This is a genomic window from Micromonospora sp. CPCC 205561 (genome assembly GCF_036906775.1).
Taxonomy (GTDB): domain Bacteria; phylum Actinomycetota; class Actinomycetes; order Mycobacteriales; family Micromonosporaceae; genus Micromonospora.
In genome coordinates this window covers 1-26,249 of the sequence record NZ_JBAKHV010000026.1, presented here as the reverse complement: position 1 = coordinate 26,249, position 26,249 = coordinate 1, and the positions used below count along the sequence as shown (strand labels likewise).

General features: G+C 74.7%; 23 protein-coding genes and 1 riboswitch. Of the genes, 17 read left to right on the top strand and 6 right to left on the bottom strand.

What is annotated here, in order from left to right:
* The first annotated feature begins 33 nt into the window (after positions 1-33).
* The 4 genes from V6V16_RS15465 (at position 34) to V6V16_RS15450 (ending at position 3,695) form a co-directional block, all read left to right on the top strand.
* Entirely contained in the window at positions 34-1,056 is a 1,023-nt protein-coding gene (locus V6V16_RS15465; RefSeq protein WP_334562737.1) for a DNA-directed RNA polymerase subunit alpha, read from the top strand.
* 34 nt (positions 1,057-1,090) lie between these two features.
* Positions 1,091-1,651, top strand: coding sequence for a 50S ribosomal protein L17 (rplQ, locus tag V6V16_RS15460; RefSeq protein WP_334562736.1), 561 nt, complete (start codon positions 1,091-1,093; stop codon positions 1,649-1,651).
* A gap of 70 nt (positions 1,652-1,721) precedes the next feature.
* Positions 1,722-2,552, top strand: a complete 831-nt coding sequence (gene truA, locus V6V16_RS15455) for a tRNA pseudouridine(38-40) synthase TruA (RefSeq protein WP_334562735.1) — start codon at positions 1,722-1,724, stop codon at positions 2,550-2,552.
* Positions 2,553-2,639: 87 nt separating this feature from the next.
* Positions 2,640-3,695: a P1 family peptidase gene (locus V6V16_RS15450; protein ID WP_334562734.1), complete on the top strand. Its 1,056-nt coding sequence runs from the start codon at positions 2,640-2,642 to the stop codon at positions 3,693-3,695.
* A 79-nt stretch (positions 3,696-3,774) separates the two neighbouring features.
* Here the strand turns inward: V6V16_RS15450 and V6V16_RS15445 are convergent, their stop codons facing one another.
* Positions 3,775-4,860: a hypothetical protein gene (locus V6V16_RS15445; RefSeq protein WP_334562733.1), complete on the bottom strand. Its 1,086-nt coding sequence runs from the start codon at positions 4,858-4,860 to the stop codon at positions 3,775-3,777.
* 186 nt (positions 4,861-5,046) lie between these two features.
* On the opposite strand from V6V16_RS15445, the gene V6V16_RS15440 reads away from it, so the two are divergent.
* The 10 genes from V6V16_RS15440 to thiC all read left to right on the top strand — a co-directional run bounded on the left by V6V16_RS15440 (position 5,047) and on the right by thiC (position 14,776).
* Positions 5,047-5,652: a class I SAM-dependent methyltransferase gene (locus V6V16_RS15440; RefSeq protein ID WP_334562732.1), complete on the top strand. Its 606-nt coding sequence runs from the start codon at positions 5,047-5,049 to the stop codon at positions 5,650-5,652.
* A gap of 41 nt (positions 5,653-5,693) precedes the next feature.
* The gene (locus V6V16_RS15435; protein WP_334562731.1) at positions 5,694-7,373 is read left to right on the top strand and encodes an ABC-F family ATP-binding cassette domain-containing protein; all 1,680 of its coding nucleotides are present in this window, start codon (positions 5,694-5,696) and stop codon (positions 7,371-7,373) included.
* 86 nt (positions 7,374-7,459) lie between these two features.
* Entirely contained in the window at positions 7,460-8,422 is a 963-nt protein-coding gene (locus V6V16_RS15430; RefSeq protein ID WP_334562730.1) for an aldo/keto reductase, read from the top strand.
* A gap of 402 nt (positions 8,423-8,824) precedes the next feature.
* Positions 8,825-8,933: riboswitch (TPP riboswitch) on the top strand.
* On the top strand, positions 8,928-9,554 hold the full coding sequence (thiE, locus tag V6V16_RS15425) for a thiamine phosphate synthase (RefSeq protein WP_334562729.1): 627 nt from the start codon (positions 8,928-8,930) through the stop codon (positions 9,552-9,554). It overlaps the preceding riboswitch by 6 nt.
* Positions 9,548-10,675 carry a glycine oxidase ThiO gene (gene thiO / locus V6V16_RS15420; protein ID WP_334562728.1) on the top strand — a complete coding sequence of 376 codons (1,128 nt, stop codon included), beginning with the start codon at positions 9,548-9,550 and terminating at the stop codon, positions 10,673-10,675. Before thiE ends, thiO begins: the two co-directional genes overlap by 7 nt.
* Positions 10,666-10,866 (top strand): sulfur carrier protein ThiS, encoded by a 201-nt coding sequence (gene thiS, locus V6V16_RS15415; RefSeq protein WP_334562727.1) that lies wholly within the window; start codon positions 10,666-10,668, stop codon positions 10,864-10,866. Before thiO ends, thiS begins: the two co-directional genes overlap by 10 nt.
* Positions 10,867-10,870: 4 nt before the next feature.
* Positions 10,871-11,641 carry a thiazole synthase gene (locus tag V6V16_RS15410; protein ID WP_334562827.1) on the top strand — a complete coding sequence of 257 codons (771 nt, stop codon included), beginning with the start codon at positions 10,871-10,873 and terminating at the stop codon, positions 11,639-11,641.
* Positions 11,642-11,745: 104 nt separating this feature from the next.
* The gene (locus V6V16_RS15405) at positions 11,746-12,381 is read left to right on the top strand and encodes a thiamine phosphate synthase (protein WP_334562825.1); all 636 of its coding nucleotides are present in this window, start codon (positions 11,746-11,748) and stop codon (positions 12,379-12,381) included.
* Positions 12,378-13,166 (top strand): bifunctional hydroxymethylpyrimidine kinase/phosphomethylpyrimidine kinase, encoded by a 789-nt coding sequence (gene thiD, locus V6V16_RS15400; protein WP_334562726.1) that lies wholly within the window; start codon positions 12,378-12,380, stop codon positions 13,164-13,166. Before V6V16_RS15405 ends, thiD begins: the two co-directional genes overlap by 4 nt.
* Positions 13,167-13,183: 17 nt before the next feature.
* Positions 13,184-14,776: a phosphomethylpyrimidine synthase ThiC gene (gene thiC, locus V6V16_RS15395; protein WP_334562725.1), complete on the top strand. Its 1,593-nt coding sequence runs from the start codon at positions 13,184-13,186 to the stop codon at positions 14,774-14,776.
* Positions 14,777-14,875: 99 nt separating this feature from the next.
* On the opposite strand, the gene V6V16_RS15390 is transcribed toward thiC, so the two are convergent.
* The 4 genes from V6V16_RS15390 to V6V16_RS15375 form a co-directional block, all read right to left on the bottom strand.
* Positions 14,876-17,479 (bottom strand): hypothetical protein, encoded by a 2,604-nt coding sequence (locus V6V16_RS15390; RefSeq protein ID WP_334562724.1) that lies wholly within the window; start codon positions 17,477-17,479, stop codon positions 14,876-14,878.
* A gap of 75 nt (positions 17,480-17,554) precedes the next feature.
* Positions 17,555-17,857, bottom strand: a complete 303-nt coding sequence (locus tag V6V16_RS15385) for a cupin (protein WP_334562723.1) — start codon at positions 17,855-17,857, stop codon at positions 17,555-17,557.
* Positions 17,854-18,804, bottom strand: coding sequence for an LLM class F420-dependent oxidoreductase (locus V6V16_RS15380; RefSeq protein WP_334562824.1), 951 nt, complete (start codon positions 18,802-18,804; stop codon positions 17,854-17,856). Before V6V16_RS15380 ends, V6V16_RS15385 begins: the two co-directional genes overlap by 4 nt.
* A 2-nt stretch (positions 18,805-18,806) precedes the next feature.
* Positions 18,807-19,592 carry an ABC transporter ATP-binding protein gene (locus tag V6V16_RS15375; RefSeq protein WP_334562722.1) on the bottom strand — a complete coding sequence of 262 codons (786 nt, stop codon included), beginning with the start codon at positions 19,590-19,592 and terminating at the stop codon, positions 18,807-18,809.
* A 266-nt stretch (positions 19,593-19,858) separates the two neighbouring features.
* On the opposite strand from V6V16_RS15375, the gene V6V16_RS15370 reads away from it, so the two are divergent.
* Both V6V16_RS15370 and V6V16_RS15365 read left to right on the top strand, forming a co-directional pair.
* Positions 19,859-20,890, top strand: a complete 1,032-nt coding sequence (locus V6V16_RS15370; protein WP_334562721.1) for an ABC transporter substrate-binding protein — start codon at positions 19,859-19,861, stop codon at positions 20,888-20,890.
* Between the two features lie 96 nt (positions 20,891-20,986).
* The gene (locus V6V16_RS15365) at positions 20,987-21,847 is read left to right on the top strand and encodes an ABC transporter permease (protein WP_442934092.1); all 861 of its coding nucleotides are present in this window, start codon (positions 20,987-20,989) and stop codon (positions 21,845-21,847) included.
* Between the two features lie 60 nt (positions 21,848-21,907).
* Here V6V16_RS15365 and V6V16_RS15360 read toward each other — a convergent pair whose 3' ends face one another.
* Positions 21,908-23,089, bottom strand: a complete 1,182-nt coding sequence (locus V6V16_RS15360) for an ABC transporter substrate-binding protein (protein WP_334562720.1) — start codon at positions 23,087-23,089, stop codon at positions 21,908-21,910.
* A 446-nt stretch (positions 23,090-23,535) separates the two neighbouring features.
* On the opposite strand from V6V16_RS15360, the gene V6V16_RS15355 reads away from it, so the two are divergent.
* Positions 23,536-26,249: sensor histidine kinase (locus V6V16_RS15355; protein WP_334562719.1), on the top strand; the 2,714-nt coding region annotated here is incomplete at its 3' end.

Genomic DNA, 26,249 nt, shown 5'->3' with positions numbered 1-26,249 from the left:
ATATGGCGGGCGCCCCGGAAGAGAAGAGAAGACATGCTCATCAGCCAGCGACCGACTCTCTCCGAGGAGTCGATCAACGAGACCCGGTCCCGGTTCACCATCGAGCCGCTGGAGCCCGGTTTCGGCTACACCCTGGGCAACTCGCTGCGGCGCACGCTGCTGTCGTCGATCCCGGGTGCGGCGGTCACCTCGATCAAGATCGACGGCGTGCTGCACGAGTTCACCACGATCCCCGGCGTCAAGGAGGACGTGGTCGAGCTCGTCATGAACGTCAAGGAGCTCTGCGTCAGCTCCGAGCACGACGAGCCGGTCAGCATGTACCTGCGCAAGCAGGGCCCGGGCGACGTGACGGCCGGGGACATCCAGCCGCCGGCCGGCGTCTCGGTGCACAACCCGGACCTGAAGCTCGCCACCCTCAACGGCAAGGGCCGGCTCGACATGGAGCTGACCGTCGAGCGGGGTCGCGGCTACGTCACGGCGGCGCAGAACAAGCAGGCCGGCGCGGAGATCGGCCGGATCCCGGTCGACTCGATCTACTCGCCGGTGCTGAAGGTGACCTACCGCGTCGAGGCGACCCGTGTCGAGCAGCGGACCGACTTCGACCGGCTGATCATCGACGTCGAGACCAAGCCGTCGATGGGCCCGCGTACCGCGCTGGCCTCCGCCGGCTCGACCCTGGTGGAGCTCTTCGGCCTGGCTCGCGAGCTGGACGAGACCGCCGAGGGCATCGACATCGGGCCGTCCCCGCAGGACGCCCAGCTCGCTGCGGACCTGGCGCTGCCGATCGAGGAGCTGGACCTGACCGTCCGCTCCTACAACTGCCTCAAGCGCGAGGGCATCAACTCCGTTGGTGAGCTCATCGGGCGTACCGAGGCCGACCTCCTCGACATCCGCAACTTCGGTCAGAAGTCGATCGACGAGGTCAAGATGAAGCTCGCCGGGATGGGTCTGGGGCTGAAGGACTCGGCCCCGAACTTCGATCCGGCGCACGTCGTGGACAGCTTCGGCGAGGCCGACTACGACACCGACGACTACCGCGAGACCGAGCAGCTCTAGTCCGCGCTGCCGCCACACCTGAGGAGCACCAAGCATGCCCACGCCCACCAAGGGCCCCCGCCTCGGCGGCAGCCCCGCGCACGAGCGGCTGATGCTGGCGAACCTGGCCACCGCGCTGTTCCAGCACGGCAAGATCAAGACCACCGAGACGAAGGCCCGGCGGCTGCGTCCGCTGGCCGAGCAGCTCATCACCAAGGCCAAGCGAGGCGACCTGGCGTCGCGCCGGCGGGTGCTGGGCGTCGTCAAGGACAAGGACGTGGTCTACGCCCTGTTCGACCAGATCGCGCCCCGGTTCGCCACCCGCAACGGTGGCTACACCCGGATCGTGAAGACCGGTCCGCGCAAGGGTGACAACGCGCCGATGGCGGTCATCGAGCTGGTCGAGGAGCTCCAGGTCGCCGAGCCGAAGGCGAACAAGAAGACCGCGGCCCGCAAGGCCGCGCAGCAGGACAAGGTCGAGGCGCTCGCCCCGGCCGAGGAGGCCCCGAAGTCGGACTCGGGCGACCAGGACGCCGAGCCGCCCGTGTCGGCGTCCGGCGACACCGCCGCCGCCCGCGAGGACAGCGACGAGGCCGGCGAGAACGACAAGGCCTGATCCAGGCCACCGTCGGGCCCGGCACCCCTTCGTGGGGTGCCGGGCCCGATCCCGTGAGGCGGAGGTACGAGTGGACGAGCGCACCCGGCTGCGGCTGGACGTCGCGTACGACGGGTCGGGCTTCTCCGGCTGGGCGGCCCAGCCGGAGCGGCGCACGGTGGCCGGGGTGCTCGTGCAGACCCTCGACCTGGTGCTCGGCGCGGGCACGGCGAGCGGGCTGACCGTGGCGGGCCGCACCGACGCCGGGGTGCACGCCAGCGGGCAGGTCTGCCACGTCGACCTCCCCGTCGCCGTGTGGCGGGAGCACGAGGGGCGGCTGCTGCGCCGGCTGGCCCGGCTGCTCCCGACCGATGTCCGGGTACGCGCGATGGCCGAGGTGCCGGCGGACTTCGACGCGCGCTTCTCGGCGACGTTCCGCCGCTACGAGTACCGGGTCACCGACGCGCCCTGGGGTGCCGAGCCGCTGCGCCGGCACGAGATCCTCGCCTGGCCGAGGCCGCTGGAGCTGGGCGCGTTGAACGCCGCGGCCGCCGGGCTGGTGGGGGAGCACGACTTCGCCGCGTACTGCCGGCGCAAGGAGCACGCCACCACCCTGCGCGCGGTGACCCGGCTGGACTGGCGGCGGGAGCCCGACGGCATCCTCGTCGCCACCGTGCAGGCCGACGCGTTCTGCCAGGCGATGGTGCGCAGCCTGGTCGGCGCGATGCTGGTCGCCGGGGACGGTCGCCGGCCGGTCGAGTGGCCGGGCAGCCTGCTGACCCGCCGGGAACGCTCCAGCGAGGTGACGGTGGCGCCGGCCCACGGGCTCACCCTCGTCGCGGTCGGCTACCCCGACGACCCGGCCGAGTACGCCCGCCGGGCCGAGGCGACCCGGCGGCTGCGCGTACCCGTGGAGGGCTGACCGCCGAGGTGGCCGCTCCGCCGGCCGCTGCCGGCGCGGCTCCGGGCGACCTCCCCGGCAGCGCCTCGTCGACCTGAAGGAGTGGAAGTGGTGCAGGAACCTCGCCGCGCGCGGGAACTCGGCGTCGTCGTCGGGACGATGCCGACGGGACCGCTCAACGCCGTCACCGACGTGCCCGGCGTGCGGGTCGGCCACACCACGCTGCTCGACGGCGACAGCATCCGGTCCGGGGTGACGGCCGTCGTGCCGGAGCAGCTGACCGGCCGTCGGGCGCTGCCGGCGGGACTCTTCGTCGGCAACGGGCACGGCAAGATGGTCGGCTCCACCCAGGTGACCGAGCTGGGCGAGATCGAGACTCCCGTGGTGCTGACCGCGACCCTGTCGACGTTCCGTGCCGCCGACGCGCTGGTCACCTACATGCTCCGGCAGCCCGGCCGGGAGGCGGTCGAGTCGCTGAACCCCGTGGTGGCGGAGACCAACGACGGGCTGCTCTCCGACATCCGGGCCCGGCCGGTACGGGCGGAACACGTCCTCGGCGCGCTGGAGGAGGCGCGTGGCGGACTGCCCGCGGAGGGCGCCGTCGGCGCCGGTACGGGCACCGCGGCCCTCGGCTTCAAGGCCGGTGTCGGGACGTCCTCGCGGCTCGCCCCGACGTCCCGCGGCACGGTCACCGTCGGCGTGCTCGTGCAGACCAACTTCTCGGGGGTGCTGCGGGTGTCGGGGGTGCCGGTCCGACCCGAGCAGGTGGGGGTGCCGGCCCCGCCGCTGTCGCACCGGCCCGAGCCGCCCGGGAACTCCTGCGTCATCGTGGTCGCCACGGACGGCCGACTCGACGCGCGGCAGCTCGGGCGCGTCGCCCGACGGGCCGTCTTCGCGATGGCCCGGGTGGGTTCGGACTTCGCCGGCGGCAGCGGCGACTACGCGCTGGCGTTCTCCACGGCCGGGACGGAGACGCCGGCCGCGCCCGAGTCGGATCTGGAGCCCGTCTTCGCGGCGGTGCTGGAGGCCGTGGAGGAGGCGCTGCTGAACTCGCTGTTCATGGCGGGCACCACCGTCGGCTTCAGGGGACGGGTCAGGTACGCGGTGCCGCACGACCGGATGCTCGACCTGCTCCGGGCGCACCGGGTCGTACCCCAGGGGTGAGCGGGCACCGGTGCGCAGTTCCGGACGGGCACGGGTGCGCGGGCCACCGGCTCACGCACCCGTACCCGTCGCGCCGCGGTCACTCGCCGGGCAGCTCGCCCCCGTCCTGCGTGCCGGTCCGGTTCGTGCTCTCGTCGGTCGGCTGGCCGGCCGTCCCGCCGTCCGCGCGCCGCTCCAGCACGCCCCGGTTGAGATGCAGCTCGATCATGTCGAAGAGGATCTCCCGCGCCTTCGTGTCGCCGGACCTGATCGCCTCACCGTCGCTGCGGGCGACCACCGCGTACGCGAGGTAGTGGCCGCGTACCTGCCAGCCGACGCGCGCCGGGGCGGTGGCCACGGCCTCGCTCTCCTCGTCGGCCGCCATGCCCCGGAACCGGCCCTCCCGCTCGTCGAGCGACTGCCGGATGCGGTCCCGGGCGCGCTCGGCGTTCGCCCGGTCGGTCAGGTTGAACAGCCCGGCGGTGACCAGGTGCTCCCCGTCGGGCGTCCGCAGCGTGGCGCGGACCACCTGGTTGCAGCCGAGGCGGAGCAGCAGGTCGGCGACCTCCCCGGTGGCCGCCACCGCGCAGCTGGCGCTGGAGTGCGTCTTCAGCACCCGGTAGGCGGGCTCCCCGTCGGCCACGGCGAGCTGCTTGCCCGGGAAGAGCTCCTTGGCGGTCAGCGGCGCCTGGTCGGTGTCGCGGGAGTCGAGATCGTGTGCCTCGGCGTCGGCCGACTCGGCCACGGTGGGCTGCGCGGTGGGCGTGGCCTGCGGGGTCTCGTCCCGCTCGACCAGCAGGGCGGCGGCGCTCAGGCCGCAGAGTGCGAGCAGCGCCAGCACGGCCGCGCCGCCGATCACGACCTGCCACAGCCGACCGCCGCCGCGCCGCGCGGCGGCGGGGGCGGCCGGCGGGGGTACCCGCTCGTGCGACTGCGCGTGCGGCCGGAGCTGCGAGTACGTCTCCGGCTGGGCGGCCGGCGGCGGCACGTCGGCCGCCTCGCGGATCGTCTCCGGGCCGGTCGAGGGCAGCGCGAGCCGATCGCCGCGGGAGAGCGACGGCGTCGGGAAGCGCGAGGGGGAGGGACCGGCGGGGGGAGGCGGACCGGCACCGAGCACCGACCGGTCGGACCCGGGCTCCGGGTACTCCATGAATTCGTCCTCATCGGACTCGTACCGATACACCATGTCGCCAGGGTAGGAGCATTTGTCCCTTTAGGCGTGAATAATGGGAAATTGAGCGCGCGGGTGTTTCGCGCCGTGCTGCGCCGACCCGCCACTCGCCGGCCCGCGCCGCGTCGGCCCGCCACCCGCCGTTCCGCGTCGCGCCGGGTCCGCGTCGGGGTGCCGGGTGGCGGTGCGAGAATTGCCGGCGTGACCGGCGACCACTACTTCACCGCTGAACCCACGACCGCCGCCCACCCGCGCGAGGTCGAGTTCTCCGTCGCCGGCCACGACTACGCGCTGACCTCCTCCGGCGGCGTCTTCTCCGCCGCCCGCCTCGACCCCGGCACGGCGGTCCTGCTGCGCAAGGCCGAACTGCCGGCCGCCGGGAGGACCGGCGCCCTGCTGGATCTCGGATGTGGCTTCGGGCCGATCACCTGCGTGCTCGCCGCCTCGGCGCCCACGGCGACCGTGTGGGCCGTGGACGTCAACGAACGGGCCCGCGAACTCACCGCCGCCAACGCGGCGCGGATCGGCGCGGCCGACCGGGTACGTGTCGCCGGGCCGGACGACGTGCCCGCCGACCTGAGCTTCGCCGAGATCTGGTCGAACCCGCCGATCCGGGTCGGCAAGGACGAGCTGCACCAGCTCCTGCTGCGCTGGCTGCCCCGGCTCGCGCCGGACGGCGTCGCCTGGCTGGTGGTGGCCCGGTACCTCGGGGGTGACTCGTTGCAGCGCTGGCTGGTCGAGCAGGGCTGGCAGGTGGGGCGGCACGCCAGCCAGAAGGGCTACCGGGTGCTGCGGGTCACCCGGTAAATGGTTGGGCCGCCCGGCCGGTGCTCGGGCAGGATGCCGACGTGGGATACGTGGACGTGGCAGCGGTAGGGCACATCCTCCCCGACGGCCGGGAGCTCTTCTCCGACGTGTCGTTCCGGGTCGGTGAGGGCGCCAAGGTGGCCCTGGTAGGGCCGAACGGCGCCGGCAAGACGACGCTGTTGAGGATGGTCGCGGGCGACCTGCCGGTGAAGACCGGCGCCGTCGCGCGGGCCGGCGGGCTGGGCGTGATGCGCCAGTTCATCGGCATGATCGGCGACGAGTCCACGCTGGCCGACCTGGCGCTGTCGCTGGCCCCGCCGGCGCTGCGCGACGCCGGCCGCCGGCTGGTCGACACCGAGGCGGCCATGCGGGCGGCCGAGGTGCGCGGCAAGTACAGCACCGCCGCCGGCAAGGCCCAGTTGGCGTACGCGGACGCGCTCGCGGCCTGGGGCGAGGTCGGCGGGTACGACGCCGAGGTGCTCTTCGACACGGTCGCCACCATCGTGCTCGACATGCCCTGGGACCGTGCCCGGGAGCGTGGGGTCCGGACGCTCTCCGGCGGCCAGCAGAAGCGCTTCGCCCTCGAACTGCTGCTGCGCGGCCCGGACGAGGTGCTGCTCCTCGACGAGCCGGACAACTTCCTCGACGTGCCGGGCAAGCGCTGGCTGGAGGGGCGGCTGCGCGAGTCCACCAAGTCGGTGCTCTACGTCTCGCACGACCGGGAGCTGCTCGCGCACACCGCCGACCGGGTGGTCGCCGTGGAGGGCGGCAGCGCCTGGGTGCACCCGGGCGGCTTCGCGAGCTGGCACGAGGCACGGGTGGCCCGGCACGCCCGCCTCGACGAGCTGCGCCGGCGCTGGGACGAGGAACACCAGAAGCTGCGCGAGCTGATGCTGATGTACAAGCAGAAGGCCGCGTACAACGACGGGTTGGCGTCGCGCTACCAGGCCGCGCAGACCCGGCTGCGCAAGTTCGAGGAGGCCGGGCCGCCGCCCGTACCGCCCAAGGACCAGGACATCCGGATGCGGCTGACCGGCGGGCGGACCGGCAAGCGCGCGGTGGTCTGTGAGCAGCTCGAACTCGACGGCCTGACCTACCCGTTCGACCTGGAGATCTGGTACGGCGACCGGGTCGCGGTGCTCGGCGCCAACGGCACGGGGAAGTCGCACTTCCTCCGGCTGCTGGCCCGCGGCGGCACCGACCCCGACCCGGCCAACGGCCCGGTCGACGGCGCTGCCGCGCTGGCGCCGGTGACGCACGCCGGGGTCGCCCGGCTCGGGGCGCGGGTGCGTCCCGGGCACTTCTCGCAGACCCACGACCGGCCGGAGCTGATGGCGAAGACGCTGGTCGAGATCCTCTGGCGGGGTGACGAGCACCGGGCCGGCATGGACCGGCACGCCGCGATGGCGGCGCTCAGCCGGTACGAGCTGGCGGGGCAGGGCGACCAGCGCTTCGGCACCCTCTCCGGCGGTCAGCAGGCACGGTTCCTGGTGCTGCTGCTGGAACTCTCCGGCGCGACGCTGCTGCTGCTCGACGAGCCCACCGACAACCTCGACCTGGCCTCGGCGGAGGCGCTGGAGGCGGGACTGACCGCGTTCGAGGGGACCGTGGTGGCGGTGACCCACGACCGCTGGTTCACCCGCACCTTCGACCGCTTCGTGCTCTTCGGAGGCGACAACGAGGTGGTGGAGACCACCGAACCGGTCTGGGACGTGGCGTGATCCCCGCCGCCCGCCGCCGACGTGCTCGACCGGCGGGGGGGGGCGGGTTCCGATGCCCACGGCGGGCGGCGGACGGCCGGCATAGGGTGGATCTCGTGACTGAGATGACCTTCCGCCGGTTGGGCGACTCCGGGCTCGTGGTGTCCGTGGTCGGCATCGGCTGCAACAACTTCGGCCGCAAGCTCGACCTCGACGGCACCCGGGCGGTGGTCGACGCCGCGCTCGACGCCGGGATCAACTTCTTCGACACCGCCGACATCTACGGCGAGCCGCAGGGCGGCTCCGAGGAACTGCTGGGCCAGGCGCTCAAGGGGCGGCGCGACGACGTGGTGGTGGCCACCAAGTTCGGCATGGACATGCACGGCATGAACGGCCCCGACTTCGGTGCCCGGGGCGCCCGTCGCTACGTCGCGCGGGCGGTGGAGGCGTCGCTGCGCCGGCTCGGCACCGACCACATCGACCTGTACCAGATGCACGAGCCCGACCCGGGAACGCCGATCGACGAGACGCTCGCCGCGCTCGACGACCTCGTCCGCGCCGGCAAGGTGCGCTACCTGGGCAACTCCAACTTCGCCGGCTGGCAGATCGCCGACGCGGACTGGGTTGCCTCCTCCGCCGGCCGGACCCGGTTCATCAGCGCGCAGAACCACTACAGCCTGCTGGAGCGCGGCGTCGAGGCCGAGGTGGTGCCGGCCTGTGAGCGGTTCGGCCTCGGGCTGCTGCCGTTCTTCCCCCTGGCCAACGGGCTGCTCACCGGCAAGTACAGGCGGGACCAGGCGCCGCCGGCCGGCAGTCGCCTCGCCGGTGGCGGCCGGTACGCCGAGCGTCTCGCCGCCGCCGACTGGGACACCATCGAGGCGATCGAGGCGTACGCCGCCGAGCGGGGGCTGTCGATGCTCCAGGTGGCGATCGGCGGGCTCGCCGCCCAGCCGGCGGTGACCTCGGTGATCGCCGGTGCCACCACGCCGGAGCAGGTGCGTGCCAACGCCGAGGCGGGCACCTGGCAGCCCACCGACGAGGATCTCGACGCCCTGCGCGCCATCCTCTGAACCACGCTGACACCGCCCCGGCACCGTCCTGCCGGGGCCGGTGTGTCTTCCGGCCGGCACCAGCCGACCGGGTGCCGCTCCCACGGATGATGACCGCGTCGCACCACATCCGATGGTCGTCCACCCGGTAGGCGTCACGGTGCACGTGGACGTCGGGGAGCAGGCGCCGCCAGGACCGTCCGCGCAGCATCGTCCAGGTCACCAGGCCTTCGGCGACCGCGGCGCTGCCTCGGAACGGCAGGAGGGGCGAGCCGGGGCGGGAGCCGGGCCGGGGAGGGCATCCGGACAGCATCGCGTGACGGACCGGTCACGCGCACCTCGCCCGTCGGCTTCGGCCGGTCGGTGTGAAATCCACGGCCCGCCCTTGGCGGATCCGGGGATCCGTCGTACGGTGACACCCGCAAGTGACCCACGGGAGCCCGGTACACCGGGCTGAGAGGGGGGCTGTGAGCCCCCGACCGTCGAACCTGATCCGGGTAATGCCGGCGCAGGGAGGAGTGTTGCCGTGCCGTCCCTCGGGCGACTGCATCTGATCACCGACACCCGTCCCGGGCGGGACCCGCTGGCCGTGCTGCGGGCCGCCCTTCCGGTGGCCCGCGCCGAGCTGGTCGTGCAGGTCCGCGTGGAGGACGACGCCACCGACCGGGAGGCGTACGACCTGGCCCGCCGGGCGGTCACGCTCTGCGAGCGGTACGGCGCAACCTGCCTGGTGAACGACCGGCTGCACGTGGCGCTGGCGGTGGGCGCCGCGGGTGGCCACGTCGGCGCGGACGACCTGCCGGTCGGGGCGGCCCGCCGGGTGCTCGGCGCCACCGCGGTGCTCGGCGCCACCGCCCGCGAGCCGGGGACGGCGACCGGGGCGGTCGCGGCCGGCGCCAGCTACCTGGGCGTCGGCCCCTGCCACGCCACCAGCACCAAGACGGGGCTCCCCGCGCCGATCGGCCCGGCCGGGGTGCGGGCCGTCGCCGACGCCGTGGACGTGCCGGTGGTCGCGATCGGCGGGGTGACCGCCGCGGAGGTGCCGGCGCTGCTGGCGGCCGGTGCGTACGGGGTGGCGGTGGTGGGCGCCATCAGCGGGGCGGCCGATCCGGCCCGGGCGACGGCGGAGCTGCTGGGGGCGCTGGGGTGTTGAGCCGACCGGACGTCGCCGTGGTGGGGGCGGGACCGGTCGGGCTGGCGATCGCCTGGCGCTGCGCGGCGCGCGGACTCCGGGTCGCCGTGCACGATCCCGCCCCGGGCTCCGGCGCCTCACACGTCGCCGCCGGGATGCTCGCCCCGGTCGCCGAGGCGTACTTCGGCGAGCGCGAGTTGACCGGGCTGCTGACCGGCTCCGCCGCCCGCTGGCCGGCCTTCGCCGCCGAGCTGACCGAGGTCAGCGGCGTGGACGTCGGCTACCGCACCGAGGGCACCCTGATGGTCGGGCTCACCGCCGACGACCTGGCCGAGGCGCGCCGGCTGTGGGCGTACCAGCAGGGGCTCGGGCTGTCCGTGACGCCGCTGCGCCCCTCGGCGCTGCGGGACCGCGAGCCGGCGCTGGCACCCCGGGTGCGCGGCGGTGCGCTCGCCGCCACCGACCACCAGGTCGACCCGCGCCGGCTGGTGCGGGCGCTGCGCACGGCCGCGGAACGGGCCGGTGCCACGCTGGTGCCCGCCGCCGTGCGCGCGCTGTCCGAGCTGGACGCCGGGGTCACGGTGGTCGCGGCCGGCTGCGGCGCGGCGGCCCTGACCGGGCTGCCCGTGCGTCCGGTGAAGGGGCAGCTGCTGCGGCTCCGCGCGCCCGGCGGCGCCGCGCCGGGCTTCCGGCACGTCATCCGGGGGTACGCCGACGGCGAGCACGTCTACCTCGTCCCCCGCCCCGACGGGGAGGTGGTGGTGGGCGCGACCGTCGAGGAGCGCGGCGACACCGACGTCACCGCCGGGGCGGTGCTGCGCCTGCTCCGCGCCGGCGTCGGCCTGCTGCCCGAGCTGGCCGAGTACGACCTGGTGGAGACCCTCGCCGGCCTGCGCCCCGGCACCCCCGACAACGCCCCGATCCTCGGCCCGCTGCCCGGCCGGCCCGGGGTGCTCGCCGCGACCGGGCACCACCGGCACGGCATCGTGCTCACCCCGGTCACCGCCGACCTGATCGCCGACCTGGTCGAGACGGGTACGGCGGACCCGCTGCTCGCCCCCTTCAGCCCGGCCCGCTTCGCGTCACCGGCCGCCGGCGGGCCCGGTCCCTTCGTGTCCGAGGAGGAGTATCCGTGGAACTGACGGTGAACGGCGTCGGGCGCAGCCTGCCCGGCGGATCGACCGTGGCGGACCTGGTCCGCGCGGTCACCGACCAGCGACGCGGCCTCGCCGTCGCGGTCAACGGAGAGGTGGTGCCGCGTAGCGGCTGGCCGGCGACCGCGCTGCGCGACGGCGACCGGGTCGAGGTGCTCAGTGCCGCGCAGGGCGGGTGACCCGGTGGGCCTCGACCTGGGCGGCGTGAGCTTCACGTCCCGGCTGATCCTCGGTACCGGCGGCGCGGCGAACCTGCGCGTGCTGGAGGAGGCGATCCGAGCCTCCGGCACCGAACTCGTCACCCTGGCCCTGCGCCGGGTGGACACCGCCCCCGGCACCGCCGGCGGGCTGCTCGACCTGCTGGAGCGGTGCGGCGTACGGCTGCTGCCGAACACCGCCGGCTGCTACACGGCGGGCGAGGCGGTCAAGGTGGCGCACCTGGCGCGGGAGGCGTTCGGCACCGACTGGGTGAAGCTGGAGGTGATCGGTGACGAGCGCACGCTCCTGCCCGACGGGGTGGAGCTGCTGCGCGCCGCCGAGGAGCTCGTGGCGGACGGGTTCGTCGTGCTGCCGTACACGTCGGACGACCCGATCCTGGCGCGCCGGCTGGCCGACGTCGGCTGCGCGGCGGTGATGCCGGCGGGCGCGCCGATCGGCTCCGGCCTGGGCGTGTCGAACCCGCACCACATCCGGCTGATCAGGCAGGGCGTCGACGTGCCGGTGATCCTGGACGCCGGCATCGGCACCGCCTCGGACGCCGCGCTCGCCATGGAGCTGGGCTGCGACGCGGTGCTGCTCGCCAGCGCGGTCACCCGTGCCGCCGACCCGGTGGCGATGGCCACCGCCATGCGGTACGCGGTCGAGGCGGGCCGGCTGGCGTACGGGGCGGGCCGGATCGCCCGCCGCTTCCACGCGCTCGCCTCCACACCCGACGAGGGAAGGCCGGACCTGTGAGCCGCCCCGCCCCCGCCCCCGCCGGCCCGCCCCCGCCGGCCGCTCCGGCACCGGCGTCGGCTCCTGGTGCGACAAGGACACCGGAGGGGCCGTTTGCCACCAGGATCGCGCGCGGGCCGGCGGGCGTCGTGCTGCTGACGGACCGGTGGCAGGCGCGGCGGTCGTTGGCCGAGGTCGTGGCGGGGGCGGTCGCCGGGGGAGTGCGGTGGGTGGTGCTGCGGGAGAAGGACCTGCCCCGGGCCGAGCGCGCCGCCCTCGCCGCCGAGCTGCGCGCGATCCTCGCCGAGGCGGGCGGTGCCCTGGTCGTCGCGGGCCCCGACCCGCTCGGCGGCGACGCCGTCCACCTGCCCGCCGCGGGCCCGTACCCGCCGCCGAGGCTCGGCCTGGTGGGCCGCTCCTGCCACGACCGCGCCGAGCTGGCCAGGCTCACCACCGAGGACTACGCCACCCTCTCGCCCGTCTACCCGACCAGCACCAAGCCCGGCTACGGCCCGCCCCTGCACCCGGACGGGCTGCGTGAACTGATCCGGCACAGCCCGGCGCCGGTCCTCGCGCTGGGCGGGGTGCGGAGCCCGGAGCAGGTGGCCGCCTGCGTCGGGGCGGGAGCAGCCGGCGTGTCGGTGCTCGGCGCGATCATGCGCGCCGACGACCCGACCGGGGTCGCCGCCACCCTCGACGCCGCCTTCCGGTCGGCGGTCTCCCCGCAGCCGCCGACGTCGACCAGGGAAGAGGAACGATGACCCCGACGACCGTGCTCACCATCGCCGGATCGGACTCCGGCGCGGGCGCCGGCATCCAGGCCGACCTGAAGGTCTTCGCGGCCCTCGGCGCGTACGGCACCAGCGTGATCACGGCGATCACCGCGCAGAACACGAGGGGCGTGGACGCCGTGCTGCCCCTGCCGCCCCGCACGGTCACCGAGCAACTCGACAGCGTGCTCGCCGACTTCACGGTCCGCGCCGTCAAGACGGGCATGCTGGGCACCCCGGCGGTCGCCGACGCGGTGGCCGGCGCCGCGAGGGACGGCCGGCTGCCGCACCTCGTGGTCGACCCGGTGCTCGTCGCCACCAGCGGGCACCGGCTGGGCGTGGTCGCCGCGGTCGAGCGGCTGCTGCCGTACGCGCTGGTGGCGACGCCGAACTGCGCGGAGGCGGCGGCCCTCACCGGACGCCCGGTGAGCACGGTCGAGGAGATGGTGGCCGCCGCCGAGGCGCTGGCCGCCGGCGGGCCGGCGCACGTGGTGGTGACCGGCGGGGACGTGGACGCCGACGGCGAGGCGGTCGACGTGCTGCACGGCGGCGGCGTCACCACCCTGCTCCGCGCGCCGCGGGTCGACACCCGGCACAACCACGGCACCGGGTGCTCGTTCTCGGCGGCGATCGCCGTCCGGCTGGCGCTCGGCGACCCGGTGCCGACGGCGGTCGCCGCCGCCAAGGAGTACGTCCTCCGCGCGCTGACCGGCGCGCGGGGCTGGGAGCTGGGCGCGGGACGCGGCCCGCTGGACCACTTCGGCTGGTCCGCTTGATCACCAGGGAGGCTGTCATGCAGGCACGTCGCAAGGTGTACGTGGAGGGGGCCCGGCCGGACGTCCGGGTGCCGTTCGCCGAGGTGGAACTGGCCGGCGGCAACCCGCCGGTGCGGCTCTACGACACCTCCGGACCCGGCTCCGACCCGGAGGTCGGGTTGCCGCCGCTGCGCGGAGGGTGGATCGCCGAGCGCGGTGACGTCGCACCGGTGCGGGGCGCGGGCACCCCGCTCGCGGGCGCGGACGGCCGGCGCCCCACCCAGCTCGCGTACGCCCGGGCCGGCGTCGTCACGCCGGAGATGGAGTTCGTGGCGGTCCGGGAGGGGATGGCGCCGGAGTTCGTCCGGGACGAGATCGCGGCCGGGCGGGCGGTGCTGCCGCTCAACGTCAACCACCCCGAGTGCGAGCCGGCGATCATCGGCAAGGCGTTCCTGGTGAAGGTGAACGCCAACATCGGCACCTCGGCGGTCACCTCGTCGGTCGCCGAGGAGGTGGAGAAGCTGACCTGGGCGACCCGGTGGGGCGCGGACACGGTGATGGACCTCTCCACCGGCAAGCGGATCCACGAGACGCGCGAGGCGATCGTGCGGAACTCGCCCGTGCCGATCGGTACCGTGCCGATCTACCAGGCGCTGGAGAAGGTCGGCGGCGACCCGGTGAAGCTGAGCTGGGAGGTGTTCCGGGAGACCGTCGTCGAGCAGGCCGAGCAGGGCGTCGACTACATGACGGTGCACGCCGGGGTGCTGCTGCCGTACGTGCCGCTGGCGGTGGACCGGGTGACCGGGATCGTCTCCCGGGGCGGCTCGATCATGGCGGCCTGGTGCCTCGCGCACCACGAGGAGAACTTCCTGTACACGAACTTCGCGGAGCTGTGCGAGATCCTGGCCCGCTACGACGTGACGTTCTCGCTGGGCGACGGGCTGCGCCCCGGTTCGATCGCGGACGCCAACGACGAGGCGCAGTTCGCCGAGCTGCGCACCCTGGGCGAGCTGACGAAGGTCGCCTGGGAGCACGACGTGCAGGTGATGATCGAGGGCCCGGGCCACGTGCCGATGCACAAGATCAAGGAGAACGTGGACCTCCAGCAGGAGTGGTGCCACGAGGCGCCGTTCTACACCCTCGGCCCGCTGACCACGGACATCGCCCCCGCGTACGACCACATCACCTCGGCGATCGGGGCGGCGATGATCGGCATGTTCGGCACCGCGATGCTCTGCTACGTGACCCCGAAGGAGCACCTGGGGCTGCCGGACCGCGACGACGTGAAGGCCGGCGTGATCGCGTACAAGATCGCGGCGCACGCGGCCGACCTGGCCAAGGGCCACCCGGGCGCGCAGGCGTGGGACGACGCGCTCTCCAAGGCGCGGTTCGAGTTCCGCTGGGAGGACCAGTTCAACCTCTCGCTGGACCCGGAGACGGCCCGGTCGTACCACGACGCGACGCTGCCGGCCGAGCCCGCGAAGACCGCGCACTTCTGCTCGATGTGCGGGCCGAAGTTCTGCTCCATGAAGATCACCCAGGAGCTGAAGGAGTACGCGGCGCGGGGCATGAAGGACAAGTCGGCGCAGTTCGTCTCCTCCGGCGGCCGGGTCTACCTGCCGTTGGCCTGACCGGGGCGACCGCCCGGGGGCCGGGCGCCACCGCATGGGGTGACCCGTACGTCCCGGTGGCGGCCCGGTGGCCCGGCCGGTCCGGTGGTGCCGGCCGGGTCAGTCGCGGTGGTGGCGGCCGGTGGAGCGCAACGACCGCCGGCCGCTCTCCTGCTCGGGCTCGTTGTCCGGCACGGGCCGGCTCAGGCCGGTGACCCAGTCCACGTACTCCTCGTCCTGCTCCGGCAGCGCCTCGGCGGCATCCCGGTCTGCCGGGGCGTCCTCGGTGCGGGACCGGTTGCGGCGGAACAGCCCCAGCCGGATCCGGGACCGACCGGTGGCCGGCTCGGCCTCGGCCGGGGACGCCGGGTCGGCCGCGGGGGCGGTCGCGGGCGTCTCCTCGGCCGGCGTGCCGTCGGCCGGTGCCGGTGCCGGGACGGGGCCGGCACGCCGGGCGGTGGCGAGGGCGTCCCAGTTGGCGGCCCGGGCCAGGTCGGGCATCGGGGCCCGGTGCCGGGGGCGGGGCGCCTGCTCGGGTGCGGACTCCGCGACGGGCGTGGCCTCGGCCGCGTCGGGCCGGACCCGGGTCGGCACCGGCCACAGTGGGGCGGGCTCGGCTCCGGTCGTCGTAGCGAAGAGGCCGGCCGGGCCGACGGGCGGGACCGGCTCGGGGTGCGCGGCGGGCCCGGGCGGCGGGGCCGGGACGAGGGCCTCCGCCGCCGCTCCGCCCGCCGGGGCGTCTGGTGCCGCGCCGCGCGGCGCGTCGGGCCGGGCCGGGGCGTCCGGTGCCGTCGGCGACGGCTTCGCAGCCGGTGCGGCGGCCTCGCTCACGGGCACGTCGGCGTCGGGCGTCGCGTCCGTGCCGGCCGGCGGCACCGCGGCCGACGCGCGCGTCGACCGGGCCTTGCGTGGGCGGCGGGGCTTGGGGGCGCCCGGCGCGGCGGACGGCTCGGCGGGGGGCGCCGCATCGGCCGGCTGCTCGGTGGACGCAGCCTTCTCCGCCGGCCGTCCGACGGGCGCCGCCTTCCTGGCCGGCTGCCGGACGGTCGCCGCCCCGTCGGCCGGCGGTTCGACCCGCGCCGCCGGCTCGGTCGGCTGCCCGACCCGCGCCACCCGCCCGGTCGACCGTTCGTCGGCGCTCGCCTCCTCGGCCGGGGCGACGGCCACCGCCGGGTCCTCGGCGGCCACTGGCCGCGCCTCCGGTGCTCCCGTCGGCGCCACGTGCTGTGCCGGCGTCTCGACCTCAGCCGGCGTCCCGCTGTGAGCCGGCGCCGCGACCTCAGCCGGCGCCGCGCTCTGAGTCGGCGCGCCGACCTGAGCCGGTGCCGCGCCCTCAGCCCGCGCCGCCCGGCCGATCCGCGTCGCGTCCCCGTCGGGCGTCGCCCGTCGCGCCGGCGGGTCCTCGCCGGCTGGCGCGGGGGTCGCGGCCGGGCCCGCCGAGGTGGGCGTCGCGGCCGGGGCCGTCGGGGTGCGGGCGTCGGTGACGTCGTCCGCCGCGGCGGGCGACGGTTCGTCCGGGCGGCCGGTCGTCGCCGCCGTGCCCGGGGCGGGCGAGGCGGCCACCCGCTGCGAGTTGCCGACCGGCGGGGCGTCGGCGGCGGGGGCGGTGCCGCCGTGGGCCGGCCAGTCCCAGTGCGGCGGGACGGCCCGGTGCGGCGGGGTGTCGCCGGTGGCGACAAGGCCGCCGGAGCCCACGTCAGCGGCCCGCTCCCGCCCGGCCCGGCCGGTGGCGGCCAGGTCGGCGCCGGCCAGGTCGAGCGTCTCCGGCTCCTCGCCGTCGGCGGCCGGGGCCGCACGCTGCGGCCGGACGGGGCCGGCGGGCAGCGGGCGCAGGATGTCGGTCGGCTCGATGGCCCCGGTGGGGGCGGTGCGCGTGCCGAGCGGCCAGCGCAGCAGCGCCGCGGCGGCGGACCCGAGCGCGCCGGCGGCCACCGCGAGCAGCGCGGCGTAGTAGGGGGTGAGCTGGTAGCGGTCGGCCGTGTCGCCCGGGCCGGCGGTCAGGTAGGCGAAGGCGACCAGCACCGGGCCCGCGACCCCCGTCGCGCCGCTGACCAGCGGCGGCTGCCCACGCCACCGGGCCAGCCCGCCGGTCGCCGCGCCGGCCAGCAGCGCCACCAGCGGCAGGACCACCAGGGCGAGCCGCTGTGCCGCGCCGGCGGCGAGCCACGACGGCTCCAGCACCCCGAGGCGTACGGAGGGCAGCGGCCCGGTCGAGACGAGCGTGGGCGCCACCGACACCAGGGCCAGCAGCCAGACCGCGCCGGCGACCGCCGCCATGTTCCAGCCCACCGGCGGCTGGAGCAGTACGGCGAGGGCGGCGCCCGCGCCGGCCAGCGCACCGAGGACCGCGCAGATTCCGACGGCCCAGACGGGGTCCACCGAGACGAGTTCGGCGGCCCGGGCGGGCTGCATGCAGAGCGGCGCGACGACCGTCGCGCCCAGCGCGGCGGCGCCGGCGACCGCGAGCAGGCGCCCGGTGCCGGCCAGCCCGTCGCCCCGGCGGGCCAGGCGCTCGGTGAGCACCGCACCCAGCACGGCGGCGTTCGCCGCGAACCAGCCCACCCAGACGAGCTGGGCCGGCCACTGGTTGACGGTGGCGCCGGTGAAGGAGCCGGTGAGCCGGACGATGCCGAGACCGAAGGCGACGCCGAGCTGACCGGCGCCGGCCAGCAGGCTCACCGCGAGCGCCGTGAGCAGCAGTCTGCCCCAGGTCCGAAAGGCCATGTCCGGCACGTTACGCACCTGTTGACCAGGCCGCCACCGGCGCGCCGCGAGCCGCTCCGACCCGCCGGCCGGCGGTTACTTCAGTTCGACCAGCCGGGCCAGGTACGTCGTGTCGCCCACGTTGGTGAGCATGTGCACCGCGCCCGGATCCCGGTAGACGACCCCGCCGGTCGGCTCGTCGGCGTCGATGCGGGTGCCGTCGATCGTCTGCACGACGTTCTTCGCGCCCTGGATCGCCACCACCAGGTACGGGTGGTCGTGCCGGTGCAGCGGCTGCCGCTCGCCCGGCTCCAGCCGGATGTGCCAGACCCGGACCCGGTCGTTCTCGTACACGATCTCCTGGCCCACCGGGCCGAGTTCCAGCTGCGTGTCGGTCATCGGGTTCCGTCCAGTCGGGGGAGCACCTCGGCGGCGATGAGCTCCAGGTGGTCGAGGTCGGCGAGGTCGATCAGCCGCAGGTGTACGCGGGTCGCCCCGATCGCGGCGAACTCGCCGATCCGGTCGACGAGCTGCGCGGGCGAGCCGACCACCGGGTCCTCCGGCGGCAGTGCGCTCTTGACGTGCAGCGGCGCGGCGCGGCGGTGTGCCTCCGCGTCGGTGCGGCCGATCGCGACCACGATCCCGACGGAGAGCGTCAGCGGGGCGCGTCCCGATCCGGCCCGCCCGGTCCGGTCGCAGGCCTCCCGCACCCGCTCGTACGCGGCGGCGGTCTCCGCGACGGTCTTGAACGGCATGTTGAACTCGTCGGCGTACCGGGCGGCGAGTTCGGGGGTGCGCTTCGGGCCGCGTCCGCCCACGATGACGGGCGGGCCGGGCACCTGCACCGGCTTCGGCAGCGCCGGCGCGTCCACCAGCCGGTAGTGCTCGCCGGTGAAGCTGTACGTCTCGCCGGGCGGCGTCCGCCACAGCCCGGTGACGATCTCCAGCTGCTCGGCCAGCCGGTCGAAGCGCTCGCCGACGCGCGGGAACGGGATGCCGTAGGAGGTGTGCTCGCGCTCGTACCAGCCGGCGCCGATGCCCAGTTCGACCCGGCCGCCGCTCATCTGGTCGACCTGCGCCACCATCAGCGCCAGCGGGCCGGGCAGCCGGAAGGTCGCCGAGGTGACCAGGGTGCCGAGCCGGATCCGGCTGGTCTCCCGCGCCAGCGCGGCGAGCGTGAGCCAGGCGTCGGTCGGACCGGGCAGCCCCGGCTCGTCCCCCATCGCCTGGTAGTGGTCGGCGCGGAGGAAGCCCTCGAAGCCGCCGGCCTCGACCAGCCGCGCGAAGCGGAGCTGGTCGTCGTAGCTGGCGCCGCGGTGCGGCTCCGTGAAGACGGAGACCCGCATGCTCACCGCCCTCCCGCGCCGGCCCCCGCCGGCAGGTCCCGCTCCATGAGGAGCTCGTGCAGGTCGGCGCTGACCCGGGCGACGTCCGCGAGGTGCGCGTTGCGTCCGAGGGTGCGCGGTCGCGGGATGTTCACGTCGACCACCTTGCGGATCCGGCCCGGCCGGGGGCTGAGCACGACGACCCGGTCGGCCAGCAGCACCGCCTCGTCGATCGAGTGGGTGACGAAGACGACGGTGGCCCCGGACGTCATGTGCACGCGTTGCAGTTCGCCGGAGAGTTCCTCGCGGGTGAGCGCGTCGAGCGCGGAGAACGGCTCGTCCATCAGCATCACCCGGGGCTCGCCGATCAGCGACCGGCACAGCGAGACCCGCTGTTGCATGCCGCCGGAGAGCTCGTGCGGCAGCCGCTTCTCGAAGCCGCCCAGTCCGGCGAGGTCCAGCAGCTGGCGGGCCCGGTCGCGGTGCTTGGCCCGCTTCCAGCCGAAGATCTCCACCGGGAGCAGGACGTTGTCCAGGACCGTGCGCCATGGGAGCAGGGCCGGTCGCTGGAAGAGCATCGCGATGTCCGGGCGCGGCCTGGTGATCGGCGTACCGGCCACGGTGATCGTGCCCTCGCTGACCGGGAGCAGGCCGGCGATCAGGCGGAGCAGCGTGGACTTGCCGCAACCGGAGCGGCCGAGTACGGCGACGAACTCGCCGGCCGCCACGTCGAGGTCGATGCCGCGCAGCGCCTCGACTCGGCCGCTGCCGCCGTCGAAGGTGCGGGACACCCCGGAAAGCTGGATCATCTCCGGCGACCTCCTGAGCCAGCGATCAGCAGTAGCGGCCCAGGGTAACCGGCGGGTGTGGACGCCACGTCGTCCGGGGTGGACGCGAGGATTTTTCCGTAACGAAACCCATACGCCGGGCATTACGCAGGGCGGTTTCTCGTACGCTGTGCCCGCTAAGAGTCCCCTCAAGACGGTGGCGCCGGCCAAACCCCTCCGCCGGCCCGCCAGACAACCCCCTCCGGCGGCGGCCTGTCCCCGCCGGGCGGAAAGGACATGGTGCACTGATGAGAAGGCTGACCCGTACGGTCGCTGCCGCTGCGCTGGCCACCGCCCTCGCCCTGGTCTCCGGGTGCAGTGGCGACTCGGACTCCGGCGCCGACGCCAAGGGTGGCAGCGGCGGGGCGTTGGAGAAGGTGACCTACCTCACCTCGTTCGGCAACTTCGGCCGTGACTCCTACGCCTGGGTCGCGAAGGAGAAGGGCTTCTTCAAGGAGGCCGGGTTCGACGTCGACATCAAGCCGGGTCAGGGAACCGGCGGTGTGATCCAGACAATCACCGGCGGGCAGGCCGACTTCGGCCCGATCGACCTCACCGGCGGTCTGCTCCAGCTCGGCAACGGCCAGGCCAAGGACTTCGTCGCGGTCGCGGCGATCCAGCAGCGCACCATGGCCGCCATCGCCACCGTCGAGGGCAAGGGCATCGCGTCGCCGAAGGACCTGGAGGGCAAGAAGCTCGCCGACACCCCCGGCTCCGTCGTGCGCAACCTCTTCCCGACGTACGCCCGGCTGGCCGGCGTGGACGCCAGCAAGGTGACGTGGGTCAACGGCGAGGCGCAGACCCTGATGGGCACCCTCGCCTCCGGTGCGGTGGACGGGATCGGCCAGTTCGTCGTCGGCCAGCCCACCATCGAGACGGTGACCAAGAAGAAGGCCGTCCTGCTGCCGTACAGCAACGTGATGCAGGACCTCTACGGCAACGTGCTGATCACCTCCGCCAAGACGGCCAAGGAGAAGCCGGAGATGGTCAAGCGGTTCACCGCCGCCCTGATGAAGGGCCTGGACTACGCGCTCACCAACCCGCAGGAGGCGGGCGAGCTGCTGAAGAAGAACGTCGACGCCGCGAACCCCGCCGCGGCCGCCGCCGAGCTCCAGCTCATGGCCGGCTACGTGCGCTCCAGCAACTCCGGCACCCAGCTCGGCACGCTGGACAGCGGCCGGGTCGCCAAGAGCATCGCGATCCTGCAGGGCGCCGGCCAGCTCAAGCAGAACATCACCCCCGACCAGATCATCGACTTCAGCCTCGCGCCGAAGGCCTGATCACGCCGACCGTGCCACGGGGGTGCGGTCCACCGGGACGACCCGGGGGCCGCACCCCCGTCGCGTGCCGGCCCGGCCGGCAGGAGAGGAGAACCCGTGACGGAGACGACCGGTACCCGGGCCGGCCACCCCGGGACCCGGCGGGTGGGGACCACCGCCGCCGGCGTACCCACGCCGACGCGTCGATCCGGCGTACGCCCGGCGGCCGTCGGGCTGCCGCTGCTCGGCGTGGTGATCGCGCTGGCCGTCTGGTGGCTGGTCACGTCGGTGCTGGAGCTGGTGCACCCGGCCGCCCTGCCGCCGCCGCAGGCGGTGTGGAGCTCGTTCCGGGCGGCCGCCGACGTGTTGGTGCCGGCGCTGGGGGTGACCACCCTGATGACGCTGGTCGGCTTCCTGCTCTCGGCGGTCGCCGGGGTCCTGATCGGAATGGCCCTGGCCGCCTCCCGGCGCGTCGAGCGGATGTTTTCGCCGCTGCTGGTGGCGATCAACGCGGTGCCGAAGATCGCCCTCGGTCCGCTGCTGGTGGTCTCGGTCGGCTGGGGGGAGAAGCCCATCCTGACCATGGTGTTCCTGCTCTGCTTCTTCCCGATCGTGCTCTCCACGGCGACCGGTCTCACCACCACCCCGGCCGACCTGGCCGAGCTGGCCCGGTCGCTGAACGCCTCGTGGTGGCAGGCGTTCCGCAAGGTGCGCTTCCCGGCCGCGCTGCCGCAGATCTTCGTCGGGCTGAAGGTGGCGATGCCACTGGCCGCGATCGGCGCGGTGATCGGCGAGTTCTACTCCGACCAGCCGGGGCTGGGCTACCAGATCCTGCAGTACAACGGCGTCGGGGACACCGCGACGGCCTGGGCGGCGATCGTGCTGATCGCGGCGATGAGCATCCTGCTCTACAGCGCCCTCTCGCTGGTCGAGCGCCTGGCCCTGCCCTGGGTCCGGGCCACCACGTCGGCCCGGTGAGGCGCTAGACGGGGTCGAGGGGATGTGGCCCGCCCGGTCGGCGGGCCACATCCCCTCGGCTCAGCCAGCGAGGCGCCAGCGCCCGTTGCGCGCGACCAGCGTGGTGAGGGCCTGCGGCATCAGGCCGGAGTGGTTGTCCGGGGTCATCCGGATCGGCCCGGAGAGGCCGTCCATCTGGGAAGTCTCCAGCACGTTCCGGATGCCGTCGCGGTCGACCCGGCCGGGCTCGCCCCCCGCACGCAGTTCGGCGTCCGCGATGAGCTGCACCGCGTCGGCGGCGAACGAGGAGGAACCGTTGTAGCCGCCGAAGCGGGCGGTGTAGTCCTGGAACCACTGCCGGCGGGCCGCCTTGGCCGGGGTGGTGGCGATCACGTCGTCGATGACCATCGTCTGGGTGAAGACCATCGTCGCGCGTTCGGTCGCCCGGGACGCCGCGCCGAGGAAGAGGTCGCCGGCGGCCGTCGCGTCGAAGAAGAGCGGGCCCTCGAACTTCGCCTGCCGCGCCGCCGCGGCGGTGAGCGTGGCCTGCTCCGCCGGGGTCCAGACGACCAGCGCGTTGGGCTTCTTGTCGATCAGCTCCCGGACCTGCTCGGCCACCTCGGTGTCGGTGGTACGGACCGCCTTCTCGTGGACCAGTTTGATGCCGACCTTGCCCAGCGCGGCCGTCAGCGCGGCCACTCCCTCGCGGCCGTACGCGTCGTCGGTGTGCAGCACGCCCGCCTTGCGGACGCCCTGGCGGCGCATCTCCGCCGCGAGCGCGGTGGCGCTGTCCGCCGAGTTCGGGGCGAGCTTGAACACGTAGCGCCGGTCGGCCACCGGAGTGGACACGGCGTCGGACGGCGCGAGCGCAATGGTGGGAATTCGCTTCTGGTTGATGGCGGCCGCGGCGCCGACGGCGCATTCGTTGCAGCTGCCCATGATGATGGCGCTGACTTGCGAATCGCCGCTGAAGTCGTTGACGTTACGCAGCGACTCGCTCGGGTCCGACCGGTTGTCCTTCACCCTCAGCTCGATCCGCCGACCGTCCAGCGCGCCGGAGGAGTTCAGCTGCTCGACCTTCAGTTCCAGCGCCCGCTGGTACGCCTTGCCGGCGGGCGCCGCCGCGCCGGAGAGTTCGAGGTCCGCGGCGATGACGATGGGACTGGTGTCCCGCTCCTCCGCGCCGAACTGGCAGCCGGTGAGCGTGGTGGCCAGGGCGGCCGATGCGAGCGCCGCGGCGGTCGCGGAGCGGATGGTGCTCAACTCAGTCCTCCAGATGCGGCCCGGGTGCTGCCCGGTCACCGCCGGGTCGTCCGTCCTCAGTGGAGGAACGGGATAGGTCTGCCGTACGGTGTGCGCGAAGCCTGCAAAACCTTGCCAACGCCGGGCCCTGCGGTCAAGCGGAGGCGTCGGAAGCGTTTCGGGACGTGCATCCCACATCGTGGGGCAACGTGAACTTTGCAAACGCTTACTAATCCGACATGGATGACCACTCTGGAGTCACATGCCCTGTTCACGGGCGTGGAGAATTGAAGGTATTAGTTGACCGGATCACGGGATGCGTGCCGCCCGAACGTTTCCTGCCCCACCGTGGCTTCCCAAACAGGATCACTTCTGATGAAATCGCGGCCGTGCCGCGTGTGGCGCAGTCCGCTGCACCGGGCGCGAGTCGGCGGGGCAGGCGTGGAAGAAACGACGGAGGCGATGTCGTGAGCACCGGACCGACGACCCTGCCCGCGAGTGGCGACACCGCAGAGCCGAAGCGGCGCAGGCTGCCCCGGCTCCGCGACGCCCGGATCCGCTCCAAGCTGGCGCTGATCCTGGTCGTGCCGGTCGCCGCGGTGCTCGCGCTGGCCACGGTCCGGCTCGTCTCCGTCGGCGAGGGAGCCTACGAGGCCACCCAGGCCCGGGCGCTCACCGCGCTCTCCATCGACATCTCCGCGCTGACCCAGGACCTGCACGCCGAGCGGATGGCCGCGGCGGCCTTCCTGTCCGCGCCGCAGCAGAAGGCGGACCCGTACAACGTGCGGGTGCGCAGCACCGACGAGCGGGTCGAGGCGTACCGGTCGGAGCGCAAGCGGGTCGGCGAGCCGCCGGCCGCCGTGCGGGACCGGCTGGCGACCATCGACGAGCACCTGGAGACGCTGGCCGGCACCCGCCAGAAGGTGCTGGACCGCCAGCAGATGGCGGTCGCCGAGGCCGCGCTGCGCTACGGCGTCGTCATCGCCGACCTGGTCGCGTACGGCGACGGGCTGGCCCAGCTCCCCGGCGACGAGGGGCTGGCGGACGCCCGCCGCGCGGTGGCCAGCTTCGCCCGGGCGAAGGAGGCCGTCGCCGAGGAGCAGTCGGTCGTCTACACCGCGCTCGTCGCCGGCCAGCTCGACGAGGAGCAGTTCTCCTCCTTCGTGGCCACGCTGACCAGCCAGCAGGAGGCGTTGCTCTCCTTCTCCCTGGCCGCCGACCCGACCCAGCGCGCACTGGTCGACAGCACCGTCTCCGGCGACGCCGTCACCCTCGCCGACCGGGTGGCCGCCGACATCACCCGCTCGGTCGGGCAGCGTCCGCTGGTGACCGCCCAGGACGCCACCGCCGCCATCGGCGCGGTCAACGACCTGATGCGCTGGGCCGAGATCCGGCTCCAGGAGCGGCTGCTCAGCCAGGCCGACGAGGCCCGTTCGGCCGTCATCCGGCAGGCCGTCATCGAGTCGGTGCTGGTGCTGCTCACCCTCGTCGTCGCCGTGACCCTCGCCGTGGTGCTGGCCCGCTCGCTCAACCACTCGCTGCGCCGGCTGCGCGAGGGCGCCCTCTCCGTGGCCAACCACGACCTGCCGGACGCCGTGAAGCGGCTGCAGAACGTCGGCAACGTGGGCGACGGCGGCGTCGAGGAGATCGTCCGGCAGGTACGCGACCCCATCCAGCTCAACAACCGCGACGAGGTCGGCCAGGTGGCGCTCGCCTTCAACGTGGTGCACCGCGAGGCGGTCCGCGTCGCGGCCGAGCAGGCCGCGCTGCGTACCAGCGTCTCGGCGATGTTCCTCAACCTGGCTCGGCGCAGTCAGACCCTGGTCGACCGGATGATCGGCGAGCTGGACGCGATCGAGCGCGGCGAGGAGGACCCGAAGCGGCTGGCGCAGCTCTTCGAGCTGGACCACCTGGCCACCCGGATGCGCCGCAACGACGAGAACCTGCTCGTCCTGGCCGGCGCCGACTCGGCCGTGCCGCGCCGGGACGACGCCCTGCTGGTGGACGTGCTGCGGGCCGCCCAGTCCGAGGTGGAGCTCTACAACCGGATCGAGTTCGGCACGGTCGACACCGACATCTCGGTCGCCGCGCACGCGGTCAACGACGTGGTCCGGCTCGTCGCCGAGCTCCTCGACAACGCCACCCGCTTCTCGCCGCCGAACACCACGGTGGTCGCCGACGGCCGGCGGATCCGGGACTACGTCCTGATCCAGATCGAGGACCGGGGCCTGGGCCTCACCGACGAGCAGCTCGACTCGCTCAACCGCCGGCTGGCCGCCCCGCCGAGCGTCGACGTCGCGGCGTTCCGGCTGATGGGTCTGGCCGTGGTGAGCCGCCTTGCCTCCCGCTACTCCATCCGGGTGGAGCTGCGTCGCAACGTGGAGGGCGGCACCGTCGCCCAGGTGACGCTCCCCGCCGCCACGGTGGTGCTGCCCACGCACAGCCGGGACCAGCAGATCACCCGGCCGCGCCAGCCGCTCGCCGTCGAGCAGACGCCGCTCAACCCGGCCCCCATGGCCGAGCCGGCGTACGGCGGGGGTCGTACCGCCTCGGCCACCCTCACCGAGCAGTGGCGCTCCGCCACCCCGGCGCCGTGGCAGGCCCCGGAGCAGGCGCGCGACACCACGGCCCCGGTGCGGGCGGGCGGCCCGAGCGGCGCGCAGCCGGCCGCCCCGGCCCAGCCGGCCTTCGCGGGCGGCATGTCGGTCGGTACGCCGACGGTCGCGTACCCCACGGTCGAGCCGCTGCCCAAGCGCGTCCCGGGCGCCGGGGAGAACCAGACGCCGGGCGGGCCGGTCCTGCCGGTCGGCCCGATCGCCGGGTCGTCGGCCGGCGCCGGGCTGTCGGCGGGCCTGGCCGGATCCGCCCGGGGGGGCGGCTTCGGCGCCGACCCGGGTGCCGGTCGCGGCCTCGGGGCGGGGCTGGCCGCCACGGCTCCGGCTGCCCCGGCCGCGCCGATCACGCCGCGTCCCGAGCTGCCGGCCGAGGCGCCGATCTTCCGGGAGATGGAGGCGGTGTGGTTCCGGTCGCACGGTAACGAGGCCACGGCCATCTTCGCCCGCCCGGACTTCAGCCAGTCCGCCGCCGCCCAGCAGGGCGCCGGCGCACCCACCGCCGGGGCGCCCGCGGCGGCCCAGCCTGCGGCCGCCCAGCCGGCGGCCCAGCCGCGCGCGCCGCGGCT